The sequence below is a fragment of the Bacillus sp. JJ722 genome, from assembly GCF_036963345.1.
Lineage (GTDB): Bacteria > Bacillota > Bacilli > Bacillales > DSM-1321 > Bacillus_AD.
On record NZ_JBALMO010000006.1, the window covers coordinates 26,214 to 51,560 of the forward strand.

Consider the following 25,347-nt stretch of genomic DNA (forward strand, 5'->3'; position numbering starts at 1 on the left):
ACTATTTTGAACTAATTTATATTAGAAATACCACTTGAAACTCTTAATTCCCTGTAAATTAACATTAAATGAAGTTATTACCGATTCCTCACCGTAATATTCACACCATAACAAAGAGCTTCGCAGAGATTATGCGAAGCTCTTTGGGGTATTTATTCATCAATAAATTCCATTTGTTCTGTATCTTCTGGCGCAATATGTTCACCATCTAAATTGTAATGTTCACGAATCTTTTTCATTATCTCTAAACGTAAAGCAGCATTTTCCTTTAAGAATAGCTTCGCGTTTTCTCTACCTTGGCCCAGACGCTCATCATTATATGAATACCAAGCACCGCTCTTTTGAATAATATCAAGATCAGAGCCCATATCAATAATTTCGCCTTCACGTGAAATACCTTCACCATACATGATATCTACTTCTGCCACACGGAACGGTGGTGCTACTTTATTTTTTACTACTTTAATTTTTGTTTTATTACCTACGATATCATTACCTTGCTTCAATTGTTCAGCACGACGGACTTCTAAACGAATTGTTGAGTAGAATTTTAACGCACGCCCCCCCGGAGTTGTCTCTGGGTTACCGAACATTACACCTACTTTTTCACGAATTTGGTTAATGAAGACAGCAATTGTATTTGACTTATTAATAGCTCCAGATAATTTACGAAGAGCTTGTGACATCAAACGGGCTTGAAGACCTACATGTGAGTCACCCATATCGCCTTCAATTTCTGCTTTAGGAACTAAAGCAGCTACAGAGTCAATAACGATAATATCAATTGCTCCACTTCGAACAAGTGCTTCGGCAATCTCTAATGCTTGTTCCCCAGTATCAGGCTGTGATAACAATAATTGATCAATATTAACTCCAAGTTTTTGAGCATAAACAGGGTCTAATGCATGCTCAGCATCAATAAATGCTGCTTGTCCCCCACTAGCCTGTACTTCAGCAATTGCATGTAAAGCAACTGTTGTTTTACCAGAACTTTCTGGACCATATACTTCAATAATTCTTCCTCGAGGATATCCACCTACTCCAAGAGCTACATCCAATGCTAGTGAACCACTAGGAATAGTTGAAACTCTTCGATCTGATTGTTCTCCTAGTTTCATAATAGAACCTTTACCAAATTGTTTTTCAATTTGTTTTAATGCCATTTCTAATGCCGCTTGACGATCACTCACTAAAGTTCCTCCTTTAATTAAAACCCTATAATCTATGAATAAAGCGTGCTGCTTTTATTTATTAGTAACTATAAATACTATATACTTTTTTCTTCTGTTTGACAAGCAAAAAGCGAACATTTATTCGATTATTTTCACGTACTAGTTCTTACCAAAATACTAGCTTTATAGATGTGAAAAAAGCAATTACGTTCTTGTTTGCTTCAAAATTTGGATTTATGTATTTTTAGAGGATAAATGAGATGCTTCATCGAATTCAATACATGAAATAATGATTTATATGGGAAGGAGAATTTCATGTACATCTTCCAAAAAGAATTATCACATACAAGAGAACAATTAATTAACGAGATATCTTCATTATGCTACGCAGAATTCAATGAACAAGTAACAAAAAAAGAATGGTCAATCGCACAAGTTTGCCATCATTTAGTGCTATCAGAATTACTATTTACAAAGGGACTTACTATAGGGCTTAGCAAAAACGAAAATATTCCTGTAAACGAGAAAAAAATCCACACCTTAAAGGATCGGTCATTTAAAGTGGATGCACCCGAAATCGTTCAACCTGAACTGATAAAATTTGAACTTCAGCAAATCTTAGAATTATTGAATGACTCACGTAAAAAGCTAGTAAATGTACTAAGATCCGTCCATGACTCATCTATTTGGGCTGAAAAGTCAGCAAAGCATCCTGTGTTTAAAGAAGTATCATTAGAACAATGGATTGAGATTATCTTCTTACATGAACAAAGACATATTCAACAAATTGAAGAATTAAAGACGAAAATTTATACAGCTAACTAAAACTGATGAATCAAAAAATGAAGAAGGACGTTCGTTTAGCGAACACCTTCTTCATTTATGTTTAGTAATTTAATAGATTTTTTAAGATTAATGAACAACCTTTCTTCATACTTCTTATCTTATTTTGCTCTCGGCTACTGCCAAATTCATACTTGAAAGCTCGTGTCCCATTCTTTACACAAGAAATACCGATAAATACAGTTCCGATTGGATGCCCTTCCAATGGTTCGGGACCAGCAACGCCTGAGAAACTAATGGCAATATCAGCTCCAAGCTTAGCTCGGGCACCATCAGCCATTTCCTTGGCACATTGTTCGCTAACAGCTCCGTATTTCTCTAATGTTTCTTCTTTAACATCTAATAAGCTTACTTTTGCTTCGTTTGAATAACTAACTATTCCGCCTCTAAACACTTGACTTGTCCCAGGAAAACTCGTTAGCTCTTGTTGAAACAATCCACCCGTTAAACTCTCAGCACATGAAATAGTAAGATTCTTAGCTTTTAAACTTTTAACAACTTCTAGCATTAAAGATGAATCATCAACGCCATAGCAATATTGACCCACACGTTCCATAATCTTAGCTTCCACTTCATCAATCATTTGTTTAGCTACTTCGATTAATGCATGCTTAGCTGTTATTCGAAGCGTAACTTCTCCATCAGAAGCTAGGGGTGCAATTGTTGGATTACTTTGAGATTCAAGTAAATCTTCAATTTCAGTTTCTAATTGTGCTTCACCTATACCATAGAATCGTAATACACGAGAATGTATTCTTTCAATATCAGTCATTCTGTCCAACAATGCCTGCGAGCCATAAACAGTAAACATCGGCTCCATTTCTTTTGGTGGTCCTGGCAGTAGCATATAAGTATGTGTAGATGATTCATATACCATTCCTGGAGCCATTCCATGATCATTCGGTAGAACATGAGAATTTTCTAAAACAAGTGCTTGTTTTTTATTGTTTTCTGTAACCGGATATCCCCATTTTTGAAAGTAATTCATGATGGATGATAACGCAACTTCATCCATCACAAGCGGAGTTTGTAGATGTTTAGCGATTGTTTCTTTCGTTAAATCATCTTTCGTTGGTCCTAAACCACCTGTAAAGATAATCAAGTTAGAACGCTCTTCTGCTATTTGGATAGCTTGTTCCAATCGTCCACCGTTATCACCTACAACAGTATGATAAAACACGTTAATACCCATCTCAGCCAACTTTTGTGATAAGAAGCGCGCATTACTATTTAGAATTTGTCCAAGCAACAACTCTGATCCAACCGCGATAATCTCCGCATTCATATTCAATCTCTCCCATAATTACTTCGAATTTTTGAATACCTCTTTGTTTTTCGCAAAATAATCCCAGCCCGACCACACTGTAAAGAACATAGATATCCACAATGCAATTGTAGCAAATGGGAATTTAATAAATTCGAAAGGTAAATTGTGTAACAACAAAGCAGCAATCGCGATGATTTGTGTCCACGTTTTAATTTTACCTAACATGTTCGCTGCAACGACTTCTCCTGTACCAGCTAAAATCAGTCTTAATCCCGTAACAGCAAACTCTCGACTAATAATGACTATGACAATCCAAGAAGGTGCAGAACCCAACTCAACCAAAACAATTAAAGCGGCACTTACAAGCAATTTATCCGCTAATGGATCTAAAAATTTCCCTAAATTTGTGACTAAATTATGTTTGCGCGCTAAATGTCCATCAATCCAATCAGTAACTGAAGCAAATATAAATATCAGTGCACCCACTAAGTGTGCAACAGGCATTTCATAGCCACCAATTGATAAATCTCCCCAATTAAAGTCTACCAGCATAACAATTAAAAATACTGGTATTAGAAATATTCTTGATACAGTTATTTTATTAGGTAAATTCAAAGCCAAAAACCTCCAGATGAAAAACGTCAAAATATTAATGTGAAGCAATAAGCATGTAAACATAGAAAAATAATGCCATGCACTTAAAATGATGAATTAAACGTATCCAACTAATTGATGAATACTTCAAAGAGCAAAAGGAGCCATGCAACAGAAACAGGGGCAACACTCAGAAGAAATCTAGAAAATGACTTCTAAAATGAGACAGCTTGTTTCCGAGCATGGCAGGTGTAAGGTTGGACAACTACCAAATCCTCGTTCTTCCCATTCCTGTTTACAATTTTCCCCATCCTATCAAAGAAGGAAAAATTCTCCCTATAATGTAAACTTTGATCGGTGGAGGTGTTTTCATTCATCTTCTACCGATCTTAAGCTACCTCGGTTACTTAATAACACCGAGCCTTTTCCTAAACGAACCGATTCCGCCTTTCAGTGTTGAGAGAATCAGGTTCTTGCCTTTCACTATTCCCCATTTTAAAATACTTCTTTCTGAAATGGGCGTTTGAAACGCAGAATGGAGCAGGATAAAAAGCTATACTATTCCGCTTTTGTAAATGTAATCGTAATATCTTGTCTTACATTTTCATTTGGATTCTGTTCATATTGTAATAATTCATCATTTACATAAATATCTGTATTAATTGAATTACCAATAACAAGATCCGCCTTAGGTTGATCTGTTAAGTCAACTTCTTGGCTCTCACTATCTTTTAATAAACCTTGGAAGACAGAATTTCCAGTACTATCTTTAATGTTGACCCATGTATCGCCTTTTGCAGTTAATTTCAATTTGAAAGTGTCTGTATTCTTCAACTCATACATCGTATTACTTCCATTTGATTCAATAGCTGCAATTTCTTGCTCTTTAGCTGATTTATCTTTATCTTTTTTATCTTCTTTATCTTTTTCTTTATCTTGTTTGTCTACTTTATCTTTTTCTTTTTCTTTATTTACCGTTGAATTATCTGTACTTTTATTATCATTCTTTGTATCTTCATTCTGTTCAATGATAATCGGTTGATCTGAATCTTTTGATGAATTGCCATTGTTTGAGCCAACAAAGTTTGAAACAAGAATCCAAACTAATACAGCAGCACCGATAACAAACACACCTACTAATATTTTCGGCAGTGCATCAAGCAATTTAGATTGACTTGGTGATATCGTTTTCTTTGCCTGAACTCTCGATAATTGTTCTGGCACTTCTTCTTCACGAGTAGTTGGCACCTCATTCTTATACTGTTCAAAAATCTCTTCTGGATCTAAACCAACTGCTTCTGCATATTGTTTGATAAATGCACGAACGTAGAACTTACCGGGCATCATATCATAATTACCTTGTTCAATACCAATTAAGTATCGTTTTTGTATTTTCGTTAAATGCTGCAAATCATCTAAACTAAGTCCATTTGCTTCACGTGCAGCTTTTAACGAGTTTCCTAATTCAGTCACTTTTAAACACCTTCTATACTTTAGAAATCCAAGGATCCAAAATCTGATCCTCCAAAAAATTGATTTTGATTAACAATTTCATATGTAATCTCTTCATCATGATTGTTTCTTAGTTCGATAATATAATCAAAATCATCTAATGTGTATTCGGAGTTTTGGACAAATACATCTGGATGTTCAATTACTTTTACCGAATTAAGGCTCATTATTTCTCTTACAAGTTGCCAATGTTTTTCGTTTGCCCTTTTAGTAGAAACGATCCCATCTATAATAAATAAATTATTATCGTTATATTCATCTTGAATCAGCTGATTTCTGATAGTTTGCTTTAATAACGTCGAAGAGACAAATAACCATCTCTTATTTGCACAAACACTGGCAGCTACAATTGATTCCGTTTTGCCAACTCGCGGCATTCCACGAATACCGATTAACTTATGACCTTCTTTCTTAAAAAGCTCAGCCATAAAATCAACTAAAAGCCCAAGTTCATCCCTTACAAAACGAAAAGTTTTCTTGTCATCAACATCCCTTTGAATATAACGCCCATGACGAACAGCTAATCGATCCAAAAATTTTGGTTCACGTAATTTAATTACTTTTATCGTATCCATCGTTGATAAGATTGATTCTAAACGTTCAATATTTTTACTATCCTTCGCTTTTAACAATAATCCCCTTCGACCTTCGTCAACGCCGTTAATTGTTACAATATTAATGGAAAGCATACCAAGCAGTGAGGAAATATCACCCAATAAGCCAGGACGGTTCTTCTGAATTTCATATTCGAAATACCACTCTTTTCGATCCATTTCAATACTCCCTGCCCTTCATGACAAATTCCTACAAAATTTCACTAGCTTCTATAATAATAAATGATTTGGTAGCAATATTAAAGGAAAAACATCATAAAAAAAATTTGTTAAAATATTTCTGACGTTAGGTACACAAATATTATCGAAAAGCTAACTTCCAGTTATGCGCTTACAATGAGATAAACAAACGGTTTATCTTCTACTTTAGCTCATATTTCAGCTTATGTATAATAAAAAAAGAGAGGATTAACCTCTCTTAATTCGATGAACGATTATTCACCATTTTAACCATTATATTAGCAATAGCATGTTTTTCTTCTTCAGATGCAACAGACCATACTTCTGCTAATATTTTTTCTTGATCATTTTTTGGTGTGACATTAGTTGCTAAGTAATCACCAATCTCAAATGCTAATTCTGAAATTACACCACTTGATAACCCTTCAGTTTCAGCCGTGTGTAATCGCTCTCCGAGAAAGTTCTTCCATTGATCCCAGTTATCTAAAATTGACATCTTTATCACCCTTTCTTACTTATAAAGTGTGTAAAAACCTCAATTATTATTCATCTATAATATAAAATCTTTTCCCTTTAACTACATATACCAACCACCGTTTACCTTCAGTACATGACCAGTTATATAAGAAGACTTATTAGATAACAAATAAGCAATACAATGAGCTATTTCTTCTGGTTGAGCGAGTCTTCCAAGCGGAATTTCATCCGCTAACTCCTGCTTTTCATCATCTGAAAAGGTTTGAAGCATTGGTGTTTCAACTGCGCCAGGTGACACAGCATTGACACGCACACCCATTGGAGCTAGTTCTTTGCTAAGAGCCTTAACAAAAGCATTTTGCCCACCTTTAAGCATGCTGTACAATACTTCGCATGAAGCTCCTGTATCACCCCATATAGAAGTGACTGCTACAATCGATGAAGATTCCTCCTTCATTAGCTTCGGTAGTAGTTTTTGAACAATAAAAAAAGGACTTGTTATATGAATAGCCATCATTTCATTCATCGTATGTATATCCACATCCGAAACAAGACCATAATGAGCTTTCCCACTATTTAAAACTAAACTATTGATTGAGAAAATATTAGAGCAAAGTACTTCGACTCCTTCATTAGTACTCAAATCTGCTTGAATAGGTACCATTTCCACATCAAATACTTGTAGTTCCTTCATTAGAGCATCAATTGCCGTTTTATTTGTATGATAATGTAGATATAATGAATAGCCTTGTCGAGCCAATTCAATTGCCGTTTCTTGTCCAATTGAACCACTCGCTCCTGTAATTAATACAAACTTGTTCTTCACTGATTAACCCCTCTTTTTATTATTATTGAAATTCACATAGAAAAGAGGATTGACTTGCAACCCTCTTCCATAATTACTTTTCTATTTTTTCGGAACTACTTGACACACAGTAAATCTCTTCTCATCAAAAAGCTCCCTAGCAGCTTGGCGAACATCTTCAATTGTTATACTTTCAAGAACAGGGACAATATCAAAAAGACTAGTTTCATGAAAAGCATAACGTGTAAAAGTATTGGCAATATATTCAGGAGAATTAAGTGAGCGTAAGAAAGAACCAATTTTTTTCTTTTTTGTTCTACTTAGTACTTCTTCAATAATGGCTTCTCCCGATTTCATTTCTTGTAAATAGGATGTTATTGTATCTGCCAATTTATCTGGATTTCCTGTATCTCCACCGATCATCGCGAAACCAAAGTCTTTCTCTTGCGTGTAGTCATAGGAGAAAGTCGCATCAATTAATCCTTCGGAATAAAGTTCATCATACTTAGAAGAACTCTTACCGAAAAGCAAATCTAACAGTAAATTAATCGACAATTCGTTCTTCAACAAATCTTTACCTTCGTGATTTACATTTGCTGCTTTAATCCCAACAATACATTTAGGCGTTTGCACGTTCATCGGAAGTACTTCTTTCTTCTTAAACACTTCTTCTGGCTCTATTTCATGTTTTCTTTTAATTTCAGGAGCCGCTTCAAAAGACTTACTTTGTTGATTCGCCCGTATCATATCCATCGTCTTGACCGGATCAACAGCACCCACAATAAACAATAACATATTACTTGGGTGATAAAACGTCTCATAGCATTCATACAGCAAGTCTTTCGTAATCTTATCAATTGTTTCAATAGTTCCTGCGATATCAATCCTCACAGGGTGATTACTATACATATTTTCAATTGTGCCAAAATATAAACGCCAGTCAGGATTATCATCATACATATTGATTTCTTGACCGATAATTCCTTTTTCTTTCTCTACCGACTTCTCAGTGAAATATGGCTCTTGAACGAAATTCATAAGCGTTGTTAAATTTTCATCAAAGTTTGAGGTGGATGAGAACAAGTAAGCTGTACGTGTAAAGGATGTAAATGCATTGGCAGATGCACCTTGTTTCGAGAATAATTGAAAGACATCTCCATCTTCTTTCTCAAAGAGCTTATGCTCTAAGAAATGAGCAATACCGTCTGGGACTATTTTAAACTCATCTTTACCAAGCGGTTGAAACCAATTATCTACAGAACCATATTTTGTAGTGAATGTTGAAAATGTTTTATTAAAACCCTTTTTCGGTAAAATATAAACATCTAGACCATTCGCTTGTTTTTCATAATATAGCACTTCATCAATTTGAGAATACTTTATTTCATTCATTACTTAGCCACCTCTGTTCCTGTTAAAAAATAGATGGTATCGAGTTGTATTTGCTTTCCTACATCTATAATTTCATCCCTAGTAACTTTCTTTACTTCTTCTATCCATTCATCGATGGTTACCTTTTTAGGAGCAACTACATTGTGATATAGAACTTCCACTAATCCATTGGCATTATCAATTGTTTCTAGTAATTGATTTTCTATAACAGCTTTCGTTTGAGCAATAATTTCATCAGAAAAGTCACCTTTTTTCATAGCTTCCATTTGATCAATAATAATTGAAAGCGTTTTGTGATAATTTTCTGATTGGATGCCAGATACAACCATTAGCAACCCTTTATGACTTTCTATACGGGATGCAGCAAAGTAAGCTAAACTGTTTCTCTCACGCACTTCAAGGAATAATTTAGAATGTGAAAATCCTCCGAAGATACCATTAAATACTTGCAACGCAAAATACTTTGGATCGCCGTATATAATTCCCGTACGGTAACCCATATTTAACTTTCCTTGATTCACATCCTGCTTCTCTTCTACCTCATTTACTTCAATATTTTCACTTGGTTTTACAAAAGGTTGTTGTTGAGGCTTTCTTGAAGATAACGAAATATATTGATCGCACAATGATTCTAATTGTGCATCATCAACATCTCCAACAACATATAAGTCTAATTCATTTGTTTCCAATGCGTGTGCATAATAATCATGTAGCGCTTGCGGTGTAATTTCATCTACCTTAGATAAAATTCCGTTGACTTCCAATTCATACGGTTCACCTTTACACATTTCTTCTACAAGTCGATTGGATGAATATCTCATTTTATCATCATTCAATGACTGTATTCGTTGCTTTAAAGCGCGCTTCTCTTGTTCAACCGTTTTTGCATGAAATACACCATTGTCAAGATTCGGCTTAAATAGTACTTCCGTTAACAATTCCATTCCCTTTGCAAGCAATAACTCTGAATTCATAATGAATTTCTCATTAGCAATTTCTAACGTTACCGTAATGATATGATACTCTCCTTTTTTCCCTACGTTCACGTATAAAACTGCTCCATAAAGATCTTCTAAATAAGTTCTCAAAGATGTAGTACTGGGAAATTTAGCGGTACTACTTTGTAATACTTGTGGTAATAACGCTCTCAAAGTGACCGTATCACTGGATAAAGGCGCTTTCATTTTCCAAACAATGGTGTTGGTTTTATATTTTTGCGTATGCACAATATTCAATCGGTAACCTTTTTTATCAATAATATTTTGATGTTCTTGGGACATACCAAAAACCCCCTCAAAGTTATGTAAAATACATATTAAACAGTATTTATTCTACCTTTAACATGAAAAAAATAAACGTATACTTCTAAGATACCTTTTACGCAAGAAATCATGCAAGTGTGAAATGTTGAATAAACTTTGTAAGTCTCAAATCGATATTAAATCACATTAACTATTCATTTTATAAGTCCATCAATAAAAAAAATTCCACACGTACTATAGTACGTGTGGAATCGATTCATTATGCTTATCTGCTTCCTTTAATATATGGCTGTCCAGATGCTTTCGGAGCGTCAGCACGTCCGATAAATCCAGTAAGAGCTATGATTGTCAACACATATGGTGCAATCAATAGATATACTGCCGGAATATCTTTAAAGAATGGTAATGATGCGCCTATAATACTTAAAGAGTTTGCTAATCCGAAGAATAAAGCAGCTCCTAAAGCACCTAGCGGATGCCATTTACCAAAGATCATAGCCGCTAGTGCCATGAAACCTTGTCCATTGATTGTAGAATGACTGAAATCACCTGTTACTGTGATTGCATGAATTGCTCCACCGATACCCGCTAACGCACCGGAAATAACGACACTAATATAACGAATTCTCGTAACATTTATCCCCATTGTATCAGCTGCCATTGGATGTTCACCAACAGAACGAATACGTAAACCAAATGGCGTTTTATAGAGTACAAACCATGCTATGAATGGCACGATCAACGCAATATATGCAATTGAATACTGATTAGAGAAGAAGATGTCTCCTATGAATGGAATCTTACTTAAAACAGGCACATCTACCTTGTTAAACGTTTTATCGATAAAATCTGTTTGACCTTTATCATATATTAACTTTACTAAGAATAAAGTTACACCTGTTGCTAAGAAGTTGATTGCCACACCACTTACTACTTGATTAGCACGAAATGTAATCGAAGCTAGCGCATGTAGTAGAGAAAATAACATACCCACTCCCATAGCCACAAGAACTGAAAGCCATGGTGTCAAGTCACCGAACTTATCACCAAATGTTAAGTTGAACACGATTGAAGAAAATGCACCAAAGACCATTAATCCTTCAAGCCCAATATTTACTACACCAGAGCGCTCTGAGAAAACTCCCCCTAGAGCTGTAAAGATAAGAGGAGCGGCCAAAGCAATCATAGAAGGCACTACTATTTGTAAGATTTCTATAAAACTCATTTACTTCGCCCCCTTACGATTTTTTCGCTCTAAAAGCATACGAATAAAGTAACTTGAAGCTACAAAGAATATAATTAAGGCTATTACAATATCAACAAGCTCATTTGGTACACCCGCTTCAAATGGCATATTTAAAGCACCCATTTTTAAGGCACCAAATAATGTACCAGCTAAAACGATTCCAATTGCCGCGTTACCTCCTAATAGAGCTACGGCAATACCATCGAATCCAACTCCTGTAAATCCACCTTTTATAGCAGCATACCCAAATGTCCCAAGTCCTTCCATCGCTCCTGCAAGACCAGCAAAAGCACCGGAAATAACCATTGATAGAACAATATTTTTATTTACATTCATTCCCGCATAACGAGACGCTTCATCATTAAAACCTACTGCTCGTAGTTCATAACCAGTTTTTGTTTTTTCTAAGATGAACCACATTAGAATTGCTCCAAAGATAGCAATTAAAATGCCCCAGTGTATACGTGAATAATCCGTAATGCTTTCAAGCCATGGGGAACGTAAAGAAGCTGAGCTAGCAATGTTTTCTGTCTTATCTTGATTATCTGTTAATACATTAAGAATTAAATAGTTTGTCACATGAAGCGCAACATAGTTTAGCATAATCGTTACAATTACTTCATGAACTCGAAATTTCGCTTTTAGTATACCTGGAATAAATGCCCATAACGCCCCTGCAGCAGCTGCAGCAAGGACCGATAATGGCAAATGAATAATCTTCGGTAGATCAAAGGCAGTACCAACCCACACAGCCGCTAACCAACCTACGATTAACTGTCCTTCAACCCCGATATTAAATAATCCAGTTCTAAAGGCAAAAGCAACTGCTACACCCGCAAGAATTAACGGCGTAATTTGTCTTACTGTTTCACCTAAATAAAATGTTTCTCCAAAAATACCATTAATAAGTGCTGTATATCCCGCAATTGGACTATAGCCACTTATTAACATAATAATAGCTCCAGCTAGCAAACCAAGGAAAACAGCAATAACGGGCACTAAAATGTTAACTGTACGTTTAGACATGGTTCTTTACCCCCGCTTCACTCTGCTTCTTACTTCCTGCCATCAATAAACCTAGTTCTTGTTCAGTTGTCTCTTTTGGATCAACTACGGCTACAACTTGTCCTTCGTACATAACAGCAATACGATCACTAACATTCATAATCTCATCTAATTCAAAAGAAACGAGCAGAACAGCTTTACCTTGATCTCGATGTTCTATTAATCTTTTATGAATGAATTCAATTGCTCCAACATCAAGGCCACGAGTTGGCTGAGCAGCAATTAATAAATCTGGATCACGATCCATTTCACGACCTATAATAGCTTTTTGTTGGTTACCACCAGACAAAGCTCTCGCTAACGTCTTCTCACTAGGTGTTCTAACATCGAACTCTGCAATTAGTTCCTTAGCTTTCTTTTCAATTTCTTTGTAATTTAATACTCCCATGTTAGAAAACGGTTTTTGATAATATGTTTGTAAAACCATATTTTCACTCATTGAATAATCTAGTACTAATCCATGCTTATGACGGTCTTGAGGTATATGACCAATTCCAGATTCTGTTACTTTACGTGGCTTTAAGTTTGTTATATCTTTATCATTCAATGATATTTTTCCTGATTGAGAGTGCATAAGACCAGTGATTGCTTCGATTAATTCGGATTGACCATTCCCATCAACACCAGCGATACCAACAATTTCACCTGCTCTAACAGTTAAATTAAGATTATTAACTGCATTTACATGACGTGAATCTCTTACAGTTAAGTTCTCGATTTTAAGAATATCTTGTTTTGGTTTTGAAGGCGCCTTTTCTGTTTTAAATACAACTTCACGACCAACCATTAAACTCGCTAAGTGATTCGGGTTTGTATCCTTAACGTCCACCGTTCCAATTCCTTTTCCTTTTCGGATAACGGTTACGCGATCACAAACTTCCATAATTTCTTTAAGTTTATGAGTTATAAGAATAATAGATTTTCCTTCAGCTATTAACTTCTTCATAATCGAAATTAACTCAGTAATTTCTTGCGGAGTTAAAACTGCAGTAGGTTCATCAAAGATTAAAATTTCAGCACCTCTATAAAGAGTTTTTAAAATTTCAACCCTTTGTTGCATCCCTACAGAAATATCAGCTATTTTGGCATACGGATCGACTTGCAAACCATATTGTTCAGATATTCTTTTTACTACTTGGCTCGCTTTTTTTAAGTTAATTGTTCCAAACTTGGTAGGTTCTTTACCAAGAATAATATTCTCTGTAACTGTAAGTGGATCAACTAACATAAAGTGCTGATGCACCATTCCAATTCCTAAATCATTTGCTATATTAGGATTGGTAATATTTACTTCTTTACCTTTTACGCGGATCTTACCTTTTTCTGGCTGATATAGACCAAAAAGTACATTCATAAGCGTGGACTTACCAGCACCATTTTCACCCAACAACGCATGAATTTCACCTTTCTTCACTTGAAGCGTAATATCATCATTAGCTACAATTCCAGGGAATTCTTTTGTAATGTTAAGCATTTCAATTACGTATTCCACTTAGTTTCTCACTCCCTTGTATTTACGAGCTAAATGCGCTCTGGTTTATAATTTGAAAAAGTAAAGGAAAGACTGCAAGACTTATCTTACAACCTTTCATTTAATTTCCAAAACAAGGATAGAGAATGCACTTTGCATTAATTAAATTTTCATAATTTTTACAAATAATCATAATTGAAGGAATACCTAATAAAATGGTATTCCCTCAATTATTGATTCTTTATTAGAACTTCATTTCTTTTACTTCTTTACGAGTTGAAGGTACTTTTACTTCACCTTTTTTAATTTTTTCAGTCCACTCAGCTACTGCTTTTTGAATGTCTTCTGATAAGTGATCTCCAGTAGTTGCTACAGAAATAGCTCCTTCATCAAGACCATACTGAATTTCTTCTCCACCAGGGAATTTACCGTCTTTAGCCTTTGTAGCTAAATCTTTAACTGCGATATCAACACGTTTAACCATTGAAGTTAATGTTACGTTAAGTTTAGTTCCTGGAACGTTACCTTCTTCAAATTGGTCACGGTCAACACCAATTACCCAAACATTAGCATTAGGATCTTTTTTCTTTCTTTCTTTCGCAGCTGTGAATACACCATTACCAGTACCACCAGCAGCATGATAGATTATATCAACACCTTGTGAATACATAGTGTTTGCAATTTCTTTACCAAGTTCAGGTTTACCGAAGTCCCCTGCATATTGTACTTGTACTTCAGCATCAGGTTTTACAGATTTAACACCCGCAATGAAACCGGATTCAAATTTGTTTATTAGGCTTCCGTCAACTCCACCAACAAAGCCAATTTTGTTAGATTTTGAAGACATTGCCGCAGCAACACCTACTAAGAATGAACCTTCATGCTCTTTAAAAGTAATACTAGCTACGTTAGGCTCATCAACAACATCGTCAATAATTGAAAAGTGTGAATTAGGTTGTTGTTTAGCTACTTCTGTAATAGCCGGAGCTAATAAGTATCCAACACCATAAATAAGATCAAATTTATTACGTACAAGTGTATTTAAATGAGACGTATAATCCGCTTCACCAGTAGATTGTAAGTACTCATATCCACCTTTACCTTTTTTCAAGTTGTTCTCTTTACCAAAAGCTTTAATACCTTCCCATGATGATTGGTTGAATGACTTATCATCAACCCCACCTGTGTCAGTTACCATTGCAACAGAGAAATTCTTCTTGTCGTCAGAACCTTTGCTTTCTTCTTTCTTATCACCGCCTGAACCACATGCGCCAAGAATAGTACCAGCAGCAAGTACCAATGATAAAGCTAAGCCCATTTTACGCTTCTTCAAGGTAAACCCTCCCATATTTGTGTTGTTGATTAGTAAAAAGTCATTTTCGTCTTCAGTACATTTACGTATCGATTAAATACGTTTACGTAAAACATGAAAACTAAACTTGTTAGACTTAAAATAGTTAAGCGAATACAAAATCGGCCGATCGTTCTCATCATAGTGCATTTGTTTTAATACTAATAGTGCTGTCTCAGGATCACATTGTAGTAGTGGAGAGATCTTATTATGATATCCAAGCGGCTCTATATAAGAAACTGCATAAGCAACTTTAATGTTTGCATCTCTTTCTAAAATATTAAAAATAGATTCCCCATGATAAGCAAAACTATCTGGCAAATCCTTTTCTAACATTTTATCAAGACAATACACAACTGGCTCATCATTAGCAGTTCTAAGCCTTTCAAACACAATAAGTGAATCATTCCCCTTACAGTTAAACAATCGTATTTCATCTTCGGATACGATTTGTTCACTAGAACTTAAGAAAATGGTACCAGGTTTCATGCCCGCTTGTTCAATCATGCTCGTCACACTATTTAGTTGTTCTATTCCAGAGCTAAAAAGTGGCTTCGCATTGACAAATGTACCTACCCCATGTCTTCGAATAATCACATTCTCTTCCTCAAGAATACGCAATGCTTCTCTAAGAGTCGCTCGGCTTACACCAAGTTGCTTAGATAATTCAAATTCTGATGGTAATTTTTCTTTTTCTATGTATACACCGTCTTTAATATCTTTTTTAATTTTTTCAATGACTTGAAGATATAATTGACGATGATCCTGCTTTATAGACATGCACCAGTCCCCCTAAAACGCTTACACCTAAGACATCAGACTTCAGATGTATAATCTCTTTCTACTAACCGTAATCTAGATTATCATTTTTTATTCAATAAATAAATAGAGAAATCATTTAATTTGGTCTAATTAATGAATTAAATTGTTTATTTTTATAAACATTATGGTTATGATCATTAAAAAAGCCCTATTTTAAAGCCTTTTTAATGATCCACCTAAAAATTTATAAATTACGAATGTTTCACATCTTGACCGAATTGCTCCTTACTTACTAGAACTGCTCTTGGTTTACTACCTTCGTATGGTCCCACAATACCTCTCATTTCCATTTCATCAATTAATCTCGCTGCACGTGAATATCCAATACGAAATCTTCTTTGTAACATAGATACAGAAGCTGTTCCCATTTCCACCACTAATTCAACTGCTGAATTATAAAGCTTATCTTCAACTTCACTAGTTACTTCCTGCTGTTCATCCGGTATCATATCTTCCTGATATTGTGCTTTCTGTTGGGAAATGACATATGTCACAACATCCTCGACTTCTTGATCAGATAGAAATGCACCTTGTACCCTAATTGGCTTAGACGCACCTACAGGTAAAAACAACATATCACCTCTACCGAGAAGCTTCTCAGCTCCACCCATGTCTAAAATGGTTCGTGAATCTGTCATGGAAGATACACTAAATGCAATTCTTGAAGGAATATTTGCTTTAATAACCCCTGTAATAACGTCTACTGATGGTCTTTGTGTTGCAATGATTAAATGAATTCCAGCGGCACGAGCCATTTGAGCTAATCTCGTTATCGCATCTTCCACATCAGATGATGCAACCATCATTAAATCAGCGAGCTCATCGACTATGACCACAATATAAGGTAATAGTGGTTGCTTCTCTTCATTTTCAATATTATGTAGCTTGACATAATCGTTATAGCCTTCAATATTTCTCGTACCCGTATGGGCAAACAACTCATATCTTCTCTCCATCTCATTAACTACCTTCTTTAATGCCTGTGATGCTTTTTTGGCATCCGTAACAACAGGAGCTAATAAATGAGGAATTCCATTATACATATTCAATTCAACCATCTTTGGATCAATCATCATCATCTTTACTTCATGTGGCTTTGCTTTCGTAAGAATACTCGTAATGATCCCATTTATACATACTGATTTACCTGAACCTGTTGCTCCAGCTACTAGTAAATGAGGCATTTTGTTTAATTCAGCCATTACAGCTTCACCAGCTACATCTCGGCCTAATCCAATTAATAGTCTCGAATCATTCTCCATCGATTGCTTTGATTCTAGCACTTCACGCAAGGACACCATAGCGACCTCTGTATTTGGAACCTCAATACCAATAGCTGACTTTCCTGGAATTGGAGCTTCGATTCGGATCCCTTTTGCTGCAAGAGCTAGTGCAATATCATCTGATAAACTTACAATTTTACTTACTTTCACTCCTACAGCTGGATGAATTTCATACTTCGTAACGGCTGGCCCTAAATGTACTTGCGAAACTTTCGCATTTACACCAAAACTAGCAAAAGTGCGTTCTAATTTGGCTGCATTCTCATGTATTCGTTTATGCTCACTTGTTTGATCCGATTTTTTAGCAGCATGTAATAATGCCAAAGAAGGTAGCTGGTACTCCGCGTTCTCCATTTCACTGAAGTTCATATTGACAGATCCTTCTCCGGGCGACGAATCTTCTACTATTGCAGCATTTGACTCTACTACATTTGCTTTCTCTTCACTTTGTAATTCTTCTTCATAATCATATGCCTTCTGAGAAAAACTACGAATAACTGGCTCTTCATACGTTTCTTGATGCTCGATAATTGGTGGTGTCTCATCCGCGGTTTCAGCTTTTGTTTTCTTTTCAGCTCTTTTACTACGTTGCTTTCTCTTTACATCTTTTACATCTACAACAAAGGCTTTCCATTGATTCACAATAAAAGTGCGCAGCCCTTCTATCATTTTGTTTAACACATCGCCAAATGTTTTACCTGTTAATAAAATAATACCGACGATGATACATATAAATGCGGCTATTTTTGCACCCGCTTCTGCAAACAAGAAATAAAAAACAGCAAACAAGATTGCACCAATCATACCTCCGCCTAAATCTGTTGCAGCTGCTTTACCTGTTGCTTCCATCCAAAACAATTCCCACGTATTAAGTACAACACTCGGTTTCTCAAATGGACCACCCTCAGATAATAATTCAAATAATGTTACATGACTTAATAATAGGATACTTGAAACAATTAAATACACTCCTATAAGTTGTCTTCGAAAGAATGATGGTATTTCTCGTTTCCACATTAAGAACAAACCAACTATTAATACACCTATTAATAATAGAATATTCCACTCACCCATAAAAAAACGTGAAAATAATGAGAGTGCGTTTCCAAAAGCTCCAAGTTCAGCAATTGCAATTGTTGACAAACCAAACATAATTAAACCAACAATTTCGAACTTCAATGTACGCTTTAATTGCTCAGTGCTCTTCGTCTTCTTTCGTCTTCTTTTGACTTTAGCCATTTAATTAATCACCAACCTTTAAAGAAACTAGGCTTTCACCGCCTTATGTAATACAGGATTGTTTTTCTTTTTTTATAGCCATATTCTTGAAGAATAGTGGCTATTAACTTAGAGAAAGCAGCCTTTAATGGCTGCTGATGAAATTCATATTTACTTTCATTAAAACAATAATCCCTATTCATACACTTATGCAAATAGTATAACATATACAAGATACCTAATGAATTTGTTCGAAAAATTCACTATTTATATATCTTCCTGGCTGAAATTCTTCATTTAAATAATCATTTGGATTTGTGCTAATTATTCCTAAAATTTGATAACGATATGGTAGAACTCTTTGAGCTGTCACCAATACACCTTTGTAATAAAAATTCTCCTGAGTGTAGGGTAATTCCTTCTCGTTTTGCAAAACCCATTCATTTGGCATAATTGTATAGAGCGTCATTAATTCAAGCCTCCTTCAACCTCTATCTCTGCAGGCAGTTTATTTTCATCGATTAAACTGTTTAATTTCTTAATCGCTTCTCCAACTCCACCGACACCATCTATAAGTCCACTTGCTACTGCATCTAGCCCAACTACATTTGTACCAATATCCCTTGTTAAATTTCCTTTAGCAAACATTAACTCCTTGAAATCTTCCTCTGAAATATTGGAATGCTTCGTTACAAAATGAATGACTCGATCTTGCATTTTATCAAGATATTCGAATGTTTGTGGTACGCCAATAACTAATCCAGTTAAACGAATTGGATGAATTGTCATCGTCGCCGTTTCCGCTATAAAGCTATAATCACAACTAACAGCTATAGGCACTCCTATAGAATGTCCGCCTCCTAATACGATTGACACAGTTGGCTTTGAAAGTGATGCTAGCATTTCAGCTAAAGCTAATCCAGCCTCTACATCCCCACCTACTGTATTTAAAATAACTAGTAACCCTTCTATTTTAGGATTTTGTTCAATTGCAACAATCTGCGGAATCACATGTTCATACTTAGTTGTTTTATTTTGCGGCGGTAATTGCATATGCCCTTCAATTTGACCAATTATTGTTAAACAATGAATTTTTGAATCGGTCATTTGCGGAACATTCGTTTGACCTAATTGTTGAATTTTATCTAATAAGGTTGCTCCCTTTTCCTCTGGTTTCTCATTTTCCTGTTCTGGAAGGTTTTCATTTCTACTCATCATAATTCCCCTTTCACAATAGATAGAATTAGTATGAACGTAGCTTTAATAATTCATTCTAATCTTACGAGGTTTGTTTATAATTAAGTTGAGAGATCTCTCAAAAATTACTTAACAAAATATATTTATAGGAGAAATAAACATGGCAAACAATACTTTAACATCCTTATCGAATCATATTTATTACTTACCACCAAGTTCAGAAACTGACAGACCTGTTCTCGGAATTATATCCGGAAAAAAACATTCTCTTATTATTGATGGTGGAAATTCTGCAAATCATGCTCAAGCATTTCTATCGCAAGTCAAAAATCAAAAGCTATCACCCATTCTTGCTGTCTTTCTCACGCATTGGCATTGGGACCATAGCTTCGGTTTACATGAAATGGACATCACGACAATTTGTCACCAACAAACAAAATTAGCGCTAGAAGAATTACTCCCTTTTTCATGGAGTGATGCAGCATTGGATGAACGAGTTAAACAAGGAATTGAAATTGCTTTTTGTGCAGATATGATTAAGGTCGAATACGGTTCTAATCGAGATATACATATAAGACTTCCAGAGATTACATTTACCAAACAAATGGAGATTGATTTAGGGGGCGTACAATGTATAATCGAACATGTAGGAGGAGACCATTCTGCTGATTCTTCCATCGTTTTTATCCCTGAAGATAAAGTACTTTTTTTAGGAGATTGTTTATATGCCAATATGTATGAAGGACCATTCCACTATACAATTCCAAATATATTAGCATTACTAGATAAAATTGAAAAATATGATGCACATACTTTTGTGTTATCTCATCAAATGCCTCAAACTAAACAAGAGTTTACTGAATTCACTACATTGCTAAGATTACTTTGCCAACTTACTGAAACATACAAAGGGGACCAGAAGGCAATAACAGAAGCATTCGCAAAGCACACAGGTAAAGAACCAGATGAAATTGCTATTGAATCCATTGAGTATTTTGTCAATAAATATGACCATATTTGACGTAAGAAAAGCCACACTTTTAAAAAAGTGTGGCTTTTACGATTACATTAAATTTCCATTATGATCGGTAATATCATAGGTCTTCTTTTCGTTTCTTCATATAGCTGTGAACTTAATTGCTCACGAATATTTTGCTTCAAGCTTGACCAATCAAAATTTGGTGTATTAACATTTTTCTCTACAACTTCTTTTACTATATTAATAGAATTATCGATTAATTTTTCAGATTCTCTTACATATACAAATCCACGTGTTATAATTTCTGGTCCCGATATAATTGCTTTGCTACCTCTACTTAATGTCACAACTACTATTAAAATACCATCTTGTGACAATAGTCTACGATCTCGTAATACAATATTACCAACATCACCAATTCCACTACCGTCGATTAGAATATTACCAGCAGCTACTTTATTAGTTACCCTTATTTTATCTGACTGCACATCAACAATTTCGCCATTCTCCGCGATTACAATCGCTTCATTATCTATTCCACATTGCTTCGCTACTTTACTGTGTGCCATTAACATACGATACTCACCATGAATTGGCATAAAGTATTTTGGTTTCAATAAATTGATCATCATTTTTAGCTCTTCTTGACTACCATGACCAGGTACATACACTGTACGATTTTTTGATACAACGTTTCCACCAACTCGATATAATAAATCTATTGTTTTCGTAAGCTGCAACTCACCACCTCGAACAGGTAGTGCCGCAATTAATATCGAATCTTTAGGTCTCAAGCAAATCTGTTTATGATTTTTCTTCGCGATTCTTTCAAGAACCGATACAGGCTCCCCTTTTGGTCCAGATGCTAAAATGACTAACTCTTGATCTTCATATTGATCCGCTTCAGCCATTGGAATAACAGCCTCATCTTCAACCTTTAAATAACCGGTTTGCAAACTAATATCGAATATTTGTTTAATTTCATTTCCAACAATAGCCACTTTACGATTACTTCTATGTGCAGCATCTAACGTATGCTGGATGGTATTAATATTTGAGGCAAAGGATGCAAGAATAATTCTTCCTTCACCGCTTTGGAATACATCAAGCATTGAATTTGCAACGATTGCTTCTGATTTCGTATACCCTGGGTTCTCAGCACCTGTGCTATCTGACAATAATAGCAAGACACCTTCTTCCCCTATTTTGGCAATTTTGCCGATATCCGCTGCATAAATCCCCGATGCAGCTTGGTCAAATTTAAAATCACCAGTATAAACAATACAACCGTCTTCGGTATGTAAACAAATTCCAAGTGCTCCTGGTATACTATGATTTGTCTTAAAAAAGGACACTTTTACATTTTCAAATTGTAACTCTGATTGATTATCTATTTCTATAAACGATACGTTACCTTTAAATCTATTTTCTTTCAATCTTAGTTTAACTAATTCAATTGTTAATTTAGATCCATATATAGGAATGTTCATATAATTCAAGATATAAGGAAGCGCTCCTATATGATCTTCGTGACCATGACTTAAGAAAACACCTTGTATCTTTTCTTGATTTTCTAATAAATAAGTAGTATCAGGAATTACTACATCAATTCCGAGCATTTCCTCTTCTGGGAACATTAATCCAGCATCTAATACAAAAATTTCATTATTTACTTCTACTACGTACATATTCTTTCCTAGTTCTCCTTGTCCGCCAAGAGAGAATGCCTTAATGTTATGATTCATTTGGTTGTTCACGTATTTTTCCTCCTACACTTCAAAACTTTCCGTTCATAAACAATTACATCTATTATACCGTAAATAAAAAATACATAGCAACCTTTTCAACCGAGTATTAAGACAAATCAGATTTTTCAGAAAAACAAAAGCGTACACTAAGGTTATTAATCATCTCCTTTTTGTTTACACACCTTTACTATTACGTTTTTACTGGCGCTTCATCTCCCTCTTAAACGTCTTCGCTTTTAATTTCGTTTTAAAGTGGGAGTCTTAGCGCCAGTTTGAATGGGATAAACTAAAAAGGGTGAATCACACATCGTTTTTCGATGTGTAATTCACCCTTTACAGTATTATCATTATCATTATTATTTTATTAATTGACTTAAGGCTTCTCTTTCACTTGGTGAAAGGGCTACTAAAGGCAAACGAACGGATCCAACATCAATCCCTTTCATTTGCAATGCTGTTTTCACTGGAGTTGGATTTGGAGCCATAAACAATCCATTCATGATTGGCATAAGCTCTTGATGTAGACGTGCTGCCTTTTGATTCTCACCAAGAAAATATGCTTCAACCATTTGTTGCATCTCATTACCTATAATATGAGATGCTACAGAAACAACTCCTGAAGCTCCGACTGAAATCATTGGTAGCGCTAAATAATCATCTCCACTATACACCATGAAATCGTCAGCTGTTTGAGAGATAATCTCAGTAGTTGCTGCCAAATCTCCAGTAGATTCTTTAACCGCAACGATATTTGGAATAGCAGAAAGCTTAAAAATTGTTTCTATTTCGATCTTAACAGCTGTACGCCCTGGAATATTATATAGCATAATTGGTAATTTAGTACTTTCAGCAATTGCCTTAAAATGCTCATACATACCTTGTTGACTCGGTTTATTGTAGTATGGTGAAACAAGTAAAAAAGCGTCTACGCCCACCTTTTCTGCCTTTTTAGTTAACTCTATAGAAGCATACGTGTTATTGCTACCTGTTCCTGCAATAACCGGAATACGCTTATCTACAACTTTCGCGACATGTTGGAACAACGCTAACTTTTCTTCTGTAGTTAATGTAGGCGACTCACCTGTTGTTCCTGCTACCACAAGTGCATCCGTACCATTATCAATTAGATAGTTTACTAATTGAGTCGTTTTCGCAAAGTCGATATTACCTTTATGATCAAAAGGCGTCACCATAGCTGTTAAAATTTTACCGAACGAAATCATACTTTCTTTCACTCCTAACAGAATTTATCCCGTTCTAACTAACGTTAATACCCGCTTCTACACTTAAACACTTATGTTGAAGCTAGATGTATATTAGCGAAAGCTAAGAACTCGATTGGATTAACCACCAATGAAGAAATATAATATGTCTTCACTGATAAACGTTTCATTTTATAAAAAGTTTTACATAAAACCTAAATTGCAATACTTAAATAGTCATGATAAGGAAACAAACAATGAGTAATCTCCGAAACACTCTATTCTATATGTGAGTTTCATCGTATTCAACATGAAGCTGAAAAGCATCATGTAATGCATTTACTGCCTCAGTCAAATGATTTTCGCTTATCAATACCCAAATTGTAGTATGGCTGTCGGCCGCTTGTAAGATACTAATACCTTTTTCGGAAAGTGCTGTAACAATTTTTGCTGTTATTCCAGGAACACCTGTCATTCCAGCACCAACAACTGATACCTTAGCACATTTCCTTACGATAACTGGCTCATAACCTTTTTCTTTTAGCACTTCAAAAGCTCGGTCTGTCATGTCTTCATTTACAGTATATACAACACCGTTTGGAGAGATATTTATAAAGTCAACACTTATTGAAGCGGTAGCCATTGCTTTAAATACTTCTGTCGATAAATTATATTGATCTTTTTTGGCATTAACACGTATTTGTGTGATTTTGTTTAAATGAGCTATGCCAGTTACTAAGCGATCACCTATGTCGCTTCCACGGCTTTCACTATTTAACGAAGTTACAAGTGTTCCTAAACCATCACTATAAGTTGAACGAATACGAATAGGAACTTTAGCAGCCATCGCAATTTCAACTGCTCTTGGATGAATTACTTTAGCTCCTTGATACGCCATATTACAAACTTCATTGTACGTTACAACAGAAAGGGCACGAGCATGCTCTGCGATACGAGGGTCGGCTGTCATAATACCTTCCACATCAGTAAAAATATCTACCCATTCCGCTTGTACAGCTGCACCAATTGCCGCAGCTGAAGTATCACTTCCACCTCTACCAATTGTTGTAACATCACCACTTCTACTTACGCCTTGGAAACCAGCAACAACAACAACATCAAATTGCTCAAGCTCTTTAACAATACGTTCGCACTTCATTTCGACTATCTTTGCATTTGTATGATCATTGTTGGTACGGAAGCCTGCTTGAGCGCCCGTATAAGCGGTAGCATTTATTCCATTTTGAAGAAGCATGTCAGCAAATATAACAGATGAAATAGTTTCACCTACTGAAAGCAACAAATCTTGTTCTCTTTTTGATATCTTACTTTGTGAACCATTTACAAGTGACAGCAATGTATCAGTTGCATATGGATCTCCTTTTCTACCCATGGCAGAAACAACAACAATTACTTTATAGCCTTCAGAAACAGCTTTTTCAATATGTCTTCTAGCATGTGCTCTACTCTCATCATCTTTAACGGATGTTCCTCCGAACTTTTGAACAATAATATTCATGTCTACACCCCAAATTAACTCAGCCTTTCTTGTTTAATTGAAAGGCTGAGGCTTAATAATCGGCTATTTTATTTTAGTCTCTGTTAGCAAACTACATTGATCTACATAGAAGAATAAAATCTTCTATA

The 25,347-nt window shown here is 35.3% G+C and carries 22 protein-coding genes; 2 read left to right on the forward strand and 20 right to left on the reverse strand.

Translation table 11 applies throughout. The features are described 5' to 3' along the window. Positions 1 to 152 precede the first annotated feature (152 nt). Positions 153 to 1,190, reverse strand: coding sequence for a recombinase RecA (gene recA, locus V7014_RS00985; protein ID WP_335503037.1), 1,038 nt, complete (start codon positions 1,188 to 1,190; stop codon positions 153 to 155). A 297-nt stretch (positions 1,191 to 1,487) separates the two neighbouring features. Between recA and V7014_RS00990 the strand changes: the two genes are divergently transcribed. Then, positions 1,488 to 1,997 carry a DinB family protein gene (locus tag V7014_RS00990; RefSeq protein ID WP_335503040.1) on the forward strand — a complete coding sequence of 170 codons (510 nt, stop codon included), beginning with the start codon at positions 1,488 to 1,490 and terminating at the stop codon, positions 1,995 to 1,997. A 61-nt stretch (positions 1,998 to 2,058) separates the two neighbouring features. On the opposite strand, the gene V7014_RS00995 is transcribed toward V7014_RS00990, so the two are convergent. The 16 genes from V7014_RS00995 to V7014_RS01070 all read right to left on the reverse strand — a co-directional run bounded on the left by V7014_RS00995 (position 2,059) and on the right by V7014_RS01070 (position 19,792). Next, a complete protein-coding gene (locus tag V7014_RS00995) occupies positions 2,059 to 3,300 on the reverse strand; it encodes a competence/damage-inducible protein A (RefSeq protein WP_335503043.1) in 1,242 nt (413 codons plus the stop codon). A gap of 18 nt (positions 3,301 to 3,318) precedes the next feature. Continuing rightward, entirely contained in the window at positions 3,319 to 3,897 is a 579-nt protein-coding gene (gene pgsA / locus V7014_RS01000) for a CDP-diacylglycerol--glycerol-3-phosphate 3-phosphatidyltransferase (RefSeq protein ID WP_335503046.1), read from the reverse strand. A gap of 537 nt (positions 3,898 to 4,434) precedes the next feature. Next, on the reverse strand, positions 4,435 to 5,349 hold the full coding sequence (locus V7014_RS01005; protein ID WP_335503048.1) for a helix-turn-helix domain-containing protein: 915 nt from the start codon (positions 5,347 to 5,349) through the stop codon (positions 4,435 to 4,437). Between the two features lie 20 nt (positions 5,350 to 5,369). Next, positions 5,370 to 6,161 (reverse strand): DUF3388 domain-containing protein, encoded by a 792-nt coding sequence (locus V7014_RS01010; RefSeq protein ID WP_205061094.1) that lies wholly within the window; start codon positions 6,159 to 6,161, stop codon positions 5,370 to 5,372. A gap of 259 nt (positions 6,162 to 6,420) precedes the next feature. After that, a complete protein-coding gene (locus tag V7014_RS01015) occupies positions 6,421 to 6,678 on the reverse strand; it encodes a DUF3243 domain-containing protein (RefSeq protein WP_335503053.1) in 258 nt (85 codons plus the stop codon). An 81-nt stretch (positions 6,679 to 6,759) separates the two neighbouring features. Further along, positions 6,760 to 7,485 (reverse strand): elongation factor P 5-aminopentanone reductase, encoded by a 726-nt coding sequence (gene ymfI / locus V7014_RS01020; protein ID WP_335503056.1) that lies wholly within the window; start codon positions 7,483 to 7,485, stop codon positions 6,760 to 6,762. An 81-nt stretch (positions 7,486 to 7,566) separates the two neighbouring features. Continuing rightward, positions 7,567 to 8,856: an EF-P 5-aminopentanol modification-associated protein YfmH gene (gene yfmH / locus V7014_RS01025; RefSeq protein ID WP_335503059.1), complete on the reverse strand. Its 1,290-nt coding sequence runs from the start codon at positions 8,854 to 8,856 to the stop codon at positions 7,567 to 7,569. Then, positions 8,856 to 10,136, reverse strand: a complete 1,281-nt coding sequence (yfmF, locus tag V7014_RS01030) for an EF-P 5-aminopentanol modification-associated protein YfmF (protein ID WP_335503062.1) — start codon at positions 10,134 to 10,136, stop codon at positions 8,856 to 8,858. Before yfmF ends, yfmH begins: the two co-directional genes overlap by 1 nt. Positions 10,137 to 10,383: 247 nt before the next feature. Then, positions 10,384 to 11,343, reverse strand: a complete 960-nt coding sequence (locus V7014_RS01035; protein WP_335503065.1) for an ABC transporter permease — start codon at positions 11,341 to 11,343, stop codon at positions 10,384 to 10,386. Then, positions 11,344 to 12,390, reverse strand: a complete 1,047-nt coding sequence (locus tag V7014_RS01040) for an ABC transporter permease (RefSeq protein ID WP_335503069.1) — start codon at positions 12,388 to 12,390, stop codon at positions 11,344 to 11,346. It lies immediately after the preceding gene. Next, positions 12,383 to 13,921, reverse strand: a complete 1,539-nt coding sequence (locus V7014_RS01045) for an ABC transporter ATP-binding protein (protein WP_335503073.1) — start codon at positions 13,919 to 13,921, stop codon at positions 12,383 to 12,385. Before V7014_RS01045 ends, V7014_RS01040 begins: the two co-directional genes overlap by 8 nt. Before the next feature lie 223 nt (positions 13,922 to 14,144). Then, a complete protein-coding gene (locus V7014_RS01050) occupies positions 14,145 to 15,233 on the reverse strand; it encodes a BMP family lipoprotein (protein ID WP_335503075.1) in 1,089 nt (362 codons plus the stop codon). A gap of 72 nt (positions 15,234 to 15,305) precedes the next feature. Continuing rightward, the gene (locus V7014_RS01055; RefSeq protein WP_335503078.1) at positions 15,306 to 16,031 is read right to left on the reverse strand and encodes a GntR family transcriptional regulator; all 726 of its coding nucleotides are present in this window, start codon (positions 16,029 to 16,031) and stop codon (positions 15,306 to 15,308) included. Between the two features lie 233 nt (positions 16,032 to 16,264). Continuing rightward, positions 16,265 to 18,595 (reverse strand): DNA translocase FtsK, encoded by a 2,331-nt coding sequence (locus V7014_RS01060; RefSeq protein WP_335503082.1) that lies wholly within the window; start codon positions 18,593 to 18,595, stop codon positions 16,265 to 16,267. Positions 18,596 to 18,812: 217 nt separating this feature from the next. Further along, complete coding sequence (locus V7014_RS01065) at positions 18,813 to 19,043, reverse strand: YlzJ-like family protein (RefSeq protein ID WP_335503084.1); 231 nt, start codon at positions 19,041 to 19,043, stop codon at positions 18,813 to 18,815. Next, positions 19,043 to 19,792, reverse strand: a complete 750-nt coding sequence (locus V7014_RS01070) for a ClpP family protease (protein WP_335503087.1) — start codon at positions 19,790 to 19,792, stop codon at positions 19,043 to 19,045. The genes V7014_RS01065 and V7014_RS01070 overlap by 1 nt, the downstream gene beginning before the upstream one ends. Positions 19,793 to 19,931: 139 nt before the next feature. On the opposite strand from V7014_RS01070, the gene V7014_RS01075 reads away from it, so the two are divergent. Beyond that, positions 19,932 to 20,792, forward strand: coding sequence for an MBL fold metallo-hydrolase (locus V7014_RS01075; RefSeq protein WP_335503089.1), 861 nt, complete (start codon positions 19,932 to 19,934; stop codon positions 20,790 to 20,792). Positions 20,793 to 20,839: 47 nt separating this feature from the next. Here the strand turns inward: V7014_RS01075 and V7014_RS01080 are convergent, their stop codons facing one another. The 3 genes from V7014_RS01080 to dapG all read right to left on the reverse strand — a co-directional run bounded on the left by V7014_RS01080 (position 20,840) and on the right by dapG (position 25,219). Continuing rightward, positions 20,840 to 22,507 (reverse strand): ribonuclease J, encoded by a 1,668-nt coding sequence (locus tag V7014_RS01080; protein ID WP_438824845.1) that lies wholly within the window; start codon positions 22,505 to 22,507, stop codon positions 20,840 to 20,842. 347 nt (positions 22,508 to 22,854) lie between these two features. Next, complete coding sequence (gene dapA, locus V7014_RS01085) at positions 22,855 to 23,721, reverse strand: 4-hydroxy-tetrahydrodipicolinate synthase (RefSeq protein ID WP_335503092.1); 867 nt, start codon at positions 23,719 to 23,721, stop codon at positions 22,855 to 22,857. 262 nt (positions 23,722 to 23,983) lie between these two features. Further along, positions 23,984 to 25,219 carry an aspartate kinase gene (dapG, locus tag V7014_RS01090; protein ID WP_335503095.1) on the reverse strand — a complete coding sequence of 412 codons (1,236 nt, stop codon included), beginning with the start codon at positions 25,217 to 25,219 and terminating at the stop codon, positions 23,984 to 23,986. Between the last annotated feature and the right edge of the window lie 128 nt (positions 25,220 to 25,347).